7 protein-coding genes and 2 pseudogenes are annotated in these 7,576 nt (G+C 72.0%); 4 read left to right on the top strand and 5 right to left on the bottom strand.

Features of this window, described 5'->3' with window-relative positions; all coding sequences use genetic code 11:
• The 4 genes from AB0H87_RS34880 to AB0H87_RS34865 form a co-directional block, all read right to left on the bottom strand.
• Positions 1-498 (bottom strand): XdhC family protein (locus AB0H87_RS34880; protein ID WP_360155686.1); only part of this gene is annotated, 498 nt, incomplete at its 3' end.
• Entirely contained in the window at positions 495-2,870 is a 2,376-nt protein-coding gene (locus tag AB0H87_RS34875; protein ID WP_360155683.1) for an aerobic carbon-monoxide dehydrogenase large subunit, read from the bottom strand. The genes AB0H87_RS34880 and AB0H87_RS34875, both read right to left, overlap by 4 nt.
• Positions 2,867-3,373 carry a (2Fe-2S)-binding protein gene (locus tag AB0H87_RS34870; RefSeq protein WP_360155680.1) on the bottom strand — a complete coding sequence of 169 codons (507 nt, stop codon included), beginning with the start codon at positions 3,371-3,373 and terminating at the stop codon, positions 2,867-2,869. The genes AB0H87_RS34875 and AB0H87_RS34870 overlap by 4 nt, the downstream gene beginning before the upstream one ends.
• 3 nt (positions 3,374-3,376) lie before the next feature.
• On the bottom strand, positions 3,377-4,315 hold the full coding sequence (locus AB0H87_RS34865) for a xanthine dehydrogenase family protein subunit M (RefSeq protein WP_360155673.1): 939 nt from the start codon (positions 4,313-4,315) through the stop codon (positions 3,377-3,379).
• An 80-nt stretch (positions 4,316-4,395) separates the two neighbouring features.
• Between AB0H87_RS34865 and AB0H87_RS34860 the strand changes: the two genes are divergently transcribed.
• Together AB0H87_RS34860 and AB0H87_RS34855 are read left to right on the top strand one after the other, a co-directional pair.
• Positions 4,396-5,010 carry a hypothetical protein gene (locus AB0H87_RS34860; protein WP_360155670.1) on the top strand — a complete coding sequence of 205 codons (615 nt, stop codon included), beginning with the start codon at positions 4,396-4,398 and terminating at the stop codon, positions 5,008-5,010.
• Positions 5,011-5,321: 311 nt separating this feature from the next.
• A complete protein-coding gene (locus AB0H87_RS34855) occupies positions 5,322-6,323 on the top strand; it encodes a phosphatase domain-containing protein (RefSeq protein ID WP_360155689.1) in 1,002 nt (333 codons plus the stop codon).
• Here the strand turns inward: AB0H87_RS34855 and AB0H87_RS34850 are convergent.
• Entirely contained in the window at positions 6,320-6,634 is a 315-nt protein-coding gene (locus tag AB0H87_RS34850) for a MazG-like family protein (RefSeq protein WP_360155667.1), read from the bottom strand. The genes AB0H87_RS34855 and AB0H87_RS34850 overlap by 4 nt on opposite strands.
• 121 nt (positions 6,635-6,755) lie before the next feature.
• Between AB0H87_RS34850 and AB0H87_RS34845 the strand changes: the two are divergent.
• Both AB0H87_RS34845 and AB0H87_RS34840 read left to right on the top strand, forming a co-directional pair.
• Positions 6,756-7,223, top strand: a pseudogene (locus AB0H87_RS34845) ((2Fe-2S)-binding protein); the annotation flags it as partial.
• Positions 7,224-7,312: 89 nt separating this feature from the next.
• A pseudogene (locus AB0H87_RS34840) lies at positions 7,313-7,576 on the top strand (hypothetical protein); the annotation flags it as partial.

The following is a 7,576-nucleotide window of genomic DNA, read 5'->3' as shown; positions in this document are numbered from 1 at the left end:
GTCGTGCCCGTGCGAGGCGACGACCACGGCCAGGGCGTCGGCCGGCACCGCACCGGGCGCCGGCGCGAGCCGCACCTCGTAGCCCGCCGCCGTGCCGACCGCGACCAGGGCGCGGGCGATCGGGGTGTCGCCATAGACCTGCAGCAGCGGTGCCGGCACGACCACCTCCAGGAACACGTCGATGGTGCCACCCGAGAGGCAGGTGTTGTCGGTGACGACCATCCCGGGCAGGTCACCCGGCCCGGTCGCGGCGCCGCCCGGGGTGATCCGCAGCAGCGTCGACTCGCCGGCCGCGAGCTGGCGCAGGCTCTGGATCCGCACGGTCGACTCCGCGCACGAGCCGCCGACGAAGCCCTCGATCGTGCCGTCGGGACGGATCACCGCGCGGTCGCCCGGCTTCGCGGACGTGGGCCGCTCGGCGCGCACCACGACCGCGAGGACGAACGGGCTGCGCGCGGCGCGCAGCTCGTTCGCCCTCCGCTCCGTCGGAGACGTCACGGGATCGCCAGGTCCGTCCGGATCGGCCGGCCCTGCATGGCTCCCCACACCGCGGCCGGCGTCAGGGGCATGTCCGCGTGCCGCACCCCGTACGGCTTGATCGCGTCCAGCACCGCGTTCACCACCGCGCACGGGGAGCCGACGGTCGCCGACTCACCGACGCCCTTCGCGCCGATCGGGTGGTGCGGCGACGGCGTCACCGTCTCGCCGAGCTCCCAGGACGGGCACTCCAGCGAGGTCGGCAGCAGGTAGTCCATGAACGACGCACCGAGGTGGTTGCCCTCCTCGTCGAACGCCATCACCTGCATCAGCGCCATGCCCACGCCGTCGGCGAGGCCGCCGTGCACCTGCCCCTCGACGATCATCGGGTTGATCCGCACGCCACAGTCGTCGACCGCGATGAACCGCCGCACCTTGACCGCGCCCGTGCCGGGGTCGACGTCCACCACGCAGATGTACGCGCCGAACGGGTAGGTCAGGTTGGGCGGGTTGTAGACGGTCGTCGCGTCGAGGTGCCCCTCGACACCCTCCGGCAGCTCCAGGCTCGAGTGTGCGGCCAGGGCGATCTCCTGGATCGTCTTGCCCTGCTCCGGGTCGCCCTTGACGTGGAAGCGGTTGCCGGCCCACTCGAGGTCGTCGGGCGACACCTCGAGCATCGCGGACGCGATGATCTTCGCCTTGTCGCGGATCTTGCGGGCCACCAGCGCGGTCGCGGCGCCGGACACCGGCGTCGACCGGGAGCCGTAGGTGCCCAGGCCGAACGGTGTCTGGTCGGTGTCGCCGTGCACGACCTCGATGTCGGCCGTGGGCAGCCCGAGCTCGTTGCCGACGATCTGCGCGAACGTCGTCTCGTGGCCCTGGCCCTGCGTCTTGACCGAGATCCGCAGCACGGCCTTGCCGGTCGGGTGGATCCGCAGCTCGGCGCCGTCGGCCATGCCGAGCCCGAGGATGTCCATGTGCTTGCGCGGGCCCGCACCGACCGCCTCGGTGAAGAACGCGAGGCCGATGCCCATCAGCTCGCCCCGCTCGCGCTTCTCCGCCTGCTCCTTGCGCAGCTCTTCGTAGCCGGCCATGTCCATGGCGAGCCGCAGCGCCTTCGGGTAGTCGCCGGAGTCGTACTCCCAGCCGGTCTGCGTGGTGTAGGGGAACTGCTCGGGCTGGAGCAGGTTCTTCATCCGCAGCTCGGCGGGGTCGGCCTTGAGCTCGTAGGCGAGCACGTCGACCATCCGCTCGACCAGGTAGACCGCCTCGGTGATGCGGAACGAGCAGGCGTACGCGACACCGCCGGGCGCCTTGTTGGTGTAGACGCCGGTGACCGTGCAGTGCGCGGCCTGCAGGTCGTAGGAGCCGGTGAACACGTGGAAGAAGCCGGCCGGGAACTTGGTCGGCTGCGCGGTCGCGTTGAACGCGCCGTGGTCGGCGATCACCTTGACCCGCAGGCCCAGGATCTTGCCGTCCTTGGTCGCCGCGACCTCGCCGCGCATGTGGTAGTCCCGGGCGAACGCGGTGCTCATCAGGTGCTCGGCGCGGTCCTCGACCCACTTGACCGGCTTGCCCGTGACGATCGAGCCGACGATCGACATCACGTAGCCGGGGTAGATGCCGACCTTGTTGCCGAAGCCGCCGCCGATGTCCGGCGAGATCACCCGGATCTTGTGCTCCGGCAGGCCCGCGACGAGGGCGTACACCGTGCGGTGCGCGTGCGGGGCCTGGCTCGTGGTGTAGAGCGTCAGCTTGCCGGTCACCGGGTCCATGTCGGCGACCGAGCCGCACGTCTCCAGCGGGGCGGGGTGCGACCGCGGGTAGAGGATGTCCTGCGCGACCACCACCTCGGCGTTGGCGAACACCTCGTCGGTCTTCGCCTTGTCGCCGCTCTCCCAGTCGAAGATGTGGTTGTTGGTCTGGTCTTCCTTGTCGTCCCGGATCACCGGCGCGTCGGCGTCGAGCGCCTTCTTCGCGTCGACGACCGCGGGCAACGGCTCGTAGTCCACCTCGATCAGCTCGACCGCGTCGCGCGCCGCGTAGTGGTTCTCGGCGATCACGAACGCGACCTCCTGGCCCTGGTAGCGGACCTTGTCGGTGGCCAGCACCGCTTGGACGTCGTACGACAGCGTGGGCATCCAGGCCAGGTTGAGGCCCTTGAGGGTCTCGCCGGTGATGACCGCCTTGACACCCGGCGCCGCCTCGGCCGCCGACGTGTCGATGGACAGGATCTTGGCGTGGGCGTACGGGCTGCGCAGCAGCGCGCCGTGCAGCATGCCGGGCAGGCGCACGTCGTCGACGTAGTTGCCCTTGCCCCGGACGAGCCGGACGTCCTCCTTGCGCAGCGTGCGGCCGAAACCGGTGTGCGGCCGCTCCTCGACCGTCGTCATGCCTTCACCTCCGCGGGGGTCTCGCTCTCGGTGACGGGCCCGCCGGCCTCCGCCTCCGCGGCCCAGCGGACCGAGCGCACGATGTTCTCGTAGCCCGTGCACCGGCAGAGCTGGCCGGAGATCGCCTCACGGATCTCCGTGTCCGTCGGGTCGGGGTTGCTGTCGAGCAGCGCCCGTGCGGTCATCAGCATGCCCGGGGTGCAGAAGCCGCACTGCAGCCCGTGACACTCCATGAAGCCCTGCTGGACCGGGTCGAGCTGGCCGCCCTGCTCCAGCCCTTCGACCGTGCGCACCTCGTGCCCGTCGGCCATCGCGGCCAGCACCGTGCACGACTTGACCGGCTTGCCGTCGAGCCAGACCACGCACGTGCCGCAGTTGGACGTGTCGCAGCCCCAGTGCGTGCCCCGCAGCCCGGCCTTCTCCCGGATGAAGTGGACCAGCAGCAGCCGCGGCTCCACGTCGTGGGTCTCCGGCGAGCCGTTGAGGTTGATCGTTACTTCCATCAGCTATGCCTCCTCGGCGCCGAAAGGCTTGGGTTCTCCGTGCCGACCGGAGGTCCAGGCATCGGTCTGTTCGAGCCCTCGGGCGCGGGCGGCCGCCCGGCGCAGCGCGCGGGTGGTCAGCTCGGCGGCGAGGTGTCGCTTGTAGTCGACGGGACCGCGCTGGTCGGCGCTCGGGTTGCAGTGCTCGGCGGCGAGCCGGCCGGCCGCCTGGAACGACTCGTCGGTCGCGGGCTGCCCGCGCAGCGCCGCCTCGGCCTCGGGTGCGGCGAAGTGCTCGGCGCCGACCGCGGTGAGGCCGATGCCGACCTCGCGCACGGTGTCGCCGTCGAGCCAGACCGCCGCCCCCGCCGCGGCCACCGGGTAGTCACCCACCCGGCGCTCGACCTTCTCGTACGCGCTGCCGCCGCCGGGCCGGATCGCCACCCGCAGCTCCAGCATCAGCTCGTCGGGCGCGAGCACCGTCTCGTAGGGACCGACGTGCAGCTCACGGACCCGCACCTGGCGCGACCCGGCCGGGCCGCGCAGCACCGCGACGGCGTCGAGTGCCGCGAACACGGCGGCCAGGTCCTCCGCCGGGTCGGCCTGGCAGAGCGAGCCGCCGACGGTGCCGAAGTTGCGCACCACCGGGTCGGCGATCACCCGCTCGGCGTCGTGGAAGATCGGGAAATGCTCACCCGCGACCGCGGACGCGAGCAGGTCGGCGTGCCGGGCCAGGGCGCCGACGACGAGCTCGTCGCCCTCGACCCGGATCTGCGCCAGCTCGGCGCCCAGGTCGTTGATGTCCACCAGCGCGTCGGGGCGCGCCAGCCGGAGCTTCATCATCGGGATCAGGCTGTGACCACCGGCGACGACCCGGGCCTCGGGGCCCAGCCGGCCGAGCAGCGCGATCGCGTGCTCGACACTCGTCGCCCGTTCGTAGGTGAACGGAGCGGGGACTTGCATTAGCACCTCCGGGGAACGCGTGGGCGGGTTGTGGTGCGTTGCGGGCCGGACGACAGGGTGTCGCCGGTAGCCTTGGCGGGGTGACCGGACGCCGTCTCGCGGAGACCAGACGCGCTCTGCACGGGGTGGCCGAGCTGCTGCTGGCCGGGCCGCAGTTCCGGCGCAGCGGCACCATCCGGCTGCGCGTGGTGCCGGGCGGCTTCGCCACGGTCAAGGCGCCCGAGCTGCGGATCGAGGGCGCGGAGCTGGTCGCCGGCGAGCAACGGCTGGCGCTCGCGGGCAACACGCCGGCGGGTCTGGCGGCGGCGGTCGACGTCGCCGCGGGCGTGCCGGACGTCTATGACGACCATTCGGGCGTACGCGAGGACGAGGCGCTGGTCATCGACGGTGAGATCGCGGCGTATCTGGGCAGTTGCTTCACGACCGGTGACGAGGCGCTGCGCCGAGTGGTGCCCGACCAGGTGCCCGTGCTGTGGCCGGAGCACTTCGACGTCTCCGTCACCGAGAACGAGGTCAACTACGGGGTCTCCCCCGGCGGCAGCTGGCACAACGAGCCCTACGCCTACGTCGGCCCGTGGACCCCGCGGCAGGGCGCGTTCTGGAACGCGCCGTTCGGCGCGGCCCGGGCGATAACCGAGCTGCCGGACGCGGCGACGCTCGCGGCGTTCTTCGAAGAGGGACGCGCCAACCTCTGACAGGCGCGCGCCGGCCAGCCGTCGGCAGCGTTCGCCGTCGGGCCGCCTGAGCGCCGTGCCCGCCATATATCAACTATCCCTCGCCTATGTTCTTGATCACTGCATTCTCCAGAAAACCTTTGCTCGCGATGTGTCCCGGTGGCGCCTGTCCGGAATTCCGGTCATGATCCATTACTCGGCGCCCGACGCGACCAAGATCCACCACGACCGAGCCGGTACGGGCCGGTTGTGGCAGGGTGGTGGGCGTGTCGCTGACGCCCGCCGCCCCTGTCCTGCACCGGGCCGCCCGCGCCGAGGATGCCGTCCGCGGCATGATCGAGCGGCGGATGCGCCGCCGTGGCTGGCGGGCGACGATCGTGCCGTACACCGGCTACGGCGCGCCCGGCTGGGTCCGGGTGATGGGCCGGGTGCTGCTGAGCCGCCCGGGTGAACGGGAGACACCGCCACCGGGCCCGGAAAACGGTGCCGATCGGTCGAAAAAGGCCAAGATCGTGCGAGGTTGGCGCAGCTTCGCCACTGTGGCCGTCAACGACGCCGAGGTGGAGATCGAGGCCGGCGACCAGCGCTGCGTGCTGCGCACCGACCGCGGCGGCTTCGTCGACGCGCGGGTCGAGGTCGACCTGCCGCCCGGCTGGCAGACCGTCCGGATCCACACCCGGGGCGCCGAACCGGTCGACGCGCCGGTCCGCATCGTCGACCCGGCGGTGACCCTCGGGATCGTCTCCGACATCGACGACACCGTGATGGTGACCGCGCTCCCCCGGCCGCTGCTCGCGGCCTGGAACACGTTCGTGCTGGACGAGCACGCGCGCGCGGCCGTGCCGGGCATGGCCGTCCTCTACGAGCGCCTCTCGACGGCGCACCCCGGCGCCCCGGTCCTCTACCTGTCGACGGGCGCGTGGAACGTGGCGCCGACGCTGACGCGGTTCCTCTCCCGGCACCTCTACCCGGCGGGCCCGCTGCTGCTCACCGACTGGGGACCGCAGAAGGACCGCTGGTTCCGCAGCGGCCAGGAGCACAAGCGAGCGACGCTGCGCCGGCTCGCCACGGAGTTCCCGACGATCAAATGGCTGCTGATCGGCGACGACGGCCAGCACGACCCGGAGATCTACGCGGAGTTCGCCGCCTCGCACCCGAACAACGTCGCCGCGGTCGCGATCCGCCGCCTGTCGCCGGCGCAGGCCGTGCTGGCGGGCGCGCTGCCGATCCACGACAACAGCCCCCGCGCCCGCGACACGGGCGCCCAACGCTGGCTCTGGGCCCCCGACGGCGCGGGCCTGTCCCGCCTGATGCGCGAGGCGGGCCTGCTCTAGCCGTTCCCGATGCGGGCGTGGACCTTGGCGGCCGTGGTTTCCAGGGTCGCGCGGGCGTCGAGGCCGAGGCTCTCGATCGCGACCAGCGCCGTGATCACCACGTCGGCCAGCTCGGCGGCCACGTCCTCTTTCGTGTGGGTGACGCCCTTGCGCGGGTTCTGGCCGCGCAGCCCGATCCAGGCGCTCGCGACCTCGCCCGCCTCCTCGGTCACCTTCAGCATCCGGCAGCTCAGCTCCGCGTCGTCCGTGCCGTTCGCGGCGTCGAGCCAGCGGGTCGCGGCGGGGACCAGGTCCCAGATCGTGTCACTCACGCGGGCAGTGTCGCGCATAGGCGTTTGCCCATCGGGCAAAGGTTCCCGAAGCGGCACCCGCGTCCGGGCGCGCCGGTAGCGTCGCCCGAAAGCGGCCGCCGGCAACTTTGAGGAGCCCGCCATGCCTTCGACCACCACCGCCCGCTCGACCGAGGTCACCGTCGAGCTGCGGGTCAACGGGCGCACGTACCCCGCCCGGCTCGACAGCACCACCACCCTGCTGGACGCGTTGCGCGACGAGCTGCACCTGACGGGCACCAAGAAGGGCTGCGACCAAGGTGCCTGCGGCGCGTGCACGGTGCTGCGCGACGGCAAGCGGATCGTCTCGTGCCTGACACTGGCCGCGCAGTGCGACGGCAGCGAGATCACCACCATCGAAGGGCTGGCCGAGGACGGCACGCCGCACCCGATGCAGGAGGCGTTCGTCCGGCACGACGCCCTGCAGTGCGGCTACTGCACCGCCGGTCAGGTGATGTCGGCCGTGGCGCTGCTGCGGGAAGGGCGCGCCGGCACCGACGACGAGATCCGCGAGTTCATGAGCGGCAACCTGTGCCGCTGCGCGGCGTACCCGAACATCGTCGCGGCGATCCGCGAGGTGGCGGACACCAGCGAGCGAAGCGAGCGCGGCCAGCTCTGTCGCCCGCGGTCTTGCCCATCCGCGCGGAGCGTGGATGCGGCATGACCGCCCCGCCCGCATACGACGCGTTCGCCGACTGGTACGAGGAGTACACCGGTTCCGCCTCGTCCTATATGGACCGGGTACGGACGCATCTGGCGCGCCTGTTGGGCTCGGGTGCGGGGCCGTGCCTCGACCTGTGCTGCGGTGGGGGAGCGCACGCGGCGACGATCCGGGCGCTCGGCTGGACGCCGGTCGGACGTGCCGTCGCCCAGTGGGTATCCGGTGGCGCTCAACGCGTACAACACGGTGACGTTCGGACAGGT

Origin of the sequence: Asanoa sp. NPDC050611 (assembly GCF_040654855.1) — a bacterium.
Lineage (GTDB): Bacteria > Actinomycetota > Actinomycetes > Mycobacteriales > Micromonosporaceae > Asanoa.
Note: the sequence above shows the minus strand (reverse complement) of the source record. Positions and strands in the feature narration are given on the sequence as shown.